At 55.9% G+C, this 1622-nt stretch carries 1 rRNA gene (running past one end of the window); it reads left to right on the plus strand.

Annotated features, from left to right (window positions below):
• The first annotated feature begins 53 nt into the window (after positions 1-53).
• A 23S ribosomal RNA gene (locus AB0J55_RS45430) occupies positions 54-1622 on the plus strand (it continues 1269 nt past the right edge of the window).

Here is a 1622-nt window from a genome sequence, read left to right on the forward strand (position 1 = left end):
GTTGTTTCTGGTGTGGTGTTTGAGAACTGTAGAGTGGATGCGAGCATCTTTGTGGTCAAGTTGTTAAGGGCACATGGTGGATGTCTTGGCTTCAGGAGCCGATGAAGGACGTAGGAGGCTGCGATAAGCCTCGGGGAGCTGTCAACCGAGCTGTGATCCGAGGATTTCCGAATGGGGAAACCCAGCACCAGTGATGTGGTGTTACCCGCACCTGAATATATAGGGTGTGTGGAGGGAACGCGGGGAAGTGAAACATCTCAGTACCCGCAGGAAGAGAAAACAACCGTGATTCCGTGAGTAGTGGCGAGCGAAAGCGGAAGAGGCTAAACCGTTTGTATGTCAAGCTGTCAGGCGTTGTGCAGGCGGTGTTGTGGGACCCAGCGTCGAGGATCTGACAGTCCTCGGAATGGTCACGTGTGTTAGTGGAACCGCTTGGGATGGCGGGCCGGAGTGGGTGAGAGCCCCGTACGCGAAAGCGCATTGTGATTGTTTGTTTGGTGTTCCCGAGTAGCAGCGAGCTCGTGGAATTTGCTGTGAATCTGCCGGGACCACCCGGTAAGCCTAAATACTTCCTGAAGACCGATAGCGGACGAGTACCGTGAGGGAAAGATGAAAAGTACCCCGGGAGGGGAGTGAAAGAGTACCTGAAACCGTGTGCCTACAAGCCGTCAGAGCCTTTGGGTGATGGCGTGCCTTTTGAAGAATGAGCCTGCGAGTTAGTGCTGCGTGGCGAGGTTAACCCGTGTGGGGTAGCCGTAGCGAAAGCGAGTCTGAATAGGGCGTCTGTAGTCGCGTGGTCTAGACCCGAAGCGGAGTGATCTACCCATGGCCAGGGTGAAGCGACGGTAAGACGTCGTGGAGGCCCGAACCCACTTAGGTTGAAAACTGAGGGGATGAGCTGTGGGTAGGGGTGAAAGGCCAATCAAACTCCGTGATAGCTGGTTCTCCCCGAAATGCATTTAGGTGCAGCGTCACGTGTTTCTTGCCGGGGGTAGAGCTACTGGATGGTCTAGGGGCCTTACCGGGTTACCGAAATCAACCAAACTCCGAATACCGGTTAGTGAGAGCGTGGCAGTGAGACGGCGGGGGATAAGCTTCGTCGTCGAGAGGGAAACAGCCCAGAACACCAGCTAAGGCCCCTAAGTGTGTGCTCAGTGGGAAAGGATGTGGGATTGCCCAGACAACCAGGAGGTTGGCTTAGAAGCAGCCACCCTTGAAAGAGTGCGTAATAGCTCACTGGTCAAGTGGTCCTGCGCCGACAATGTAGCGGGGCTTAAGCACACCGCCGAAGCTGTGTCATTGACACAATAGATCCATCAGTGTTCTTGAAATGCTGGTGTAGTCGTGTTGATGGGTAGGGGAGCGTCCTGCACCCAGGGAAGCCGTGGCGGAAGCTAGCGGTGGAGGGTGTGGGAGTGAGAATGCAGGCATGAGTAGCGAATGCAGAGTGAGAAACTCTGCCGCCGGATGACCAAGGGTTCCTGGGCCAGGCTAATCCGCCCAGGGTAAGTCGGGACCTAAGGCGAGGCCGACAGGCGTAGTCGATGGACAACGGGTTGATATTCCCGTACCCGAGCATGTGCGCCCATGACGAGGCGTTTGATACTAACCACCCAAAGCCG

Source organism: Amycolatopsis sp. NPDC049688, assembly GCF_040674975.1.
In the GTDB taxonomy this organism is placed as follows: domain Bacteria; phylum Actinomycetota; class Actinomycetes; order Mycobacteriales; family Pseudonocardiaceae; genus Amycolatopsis.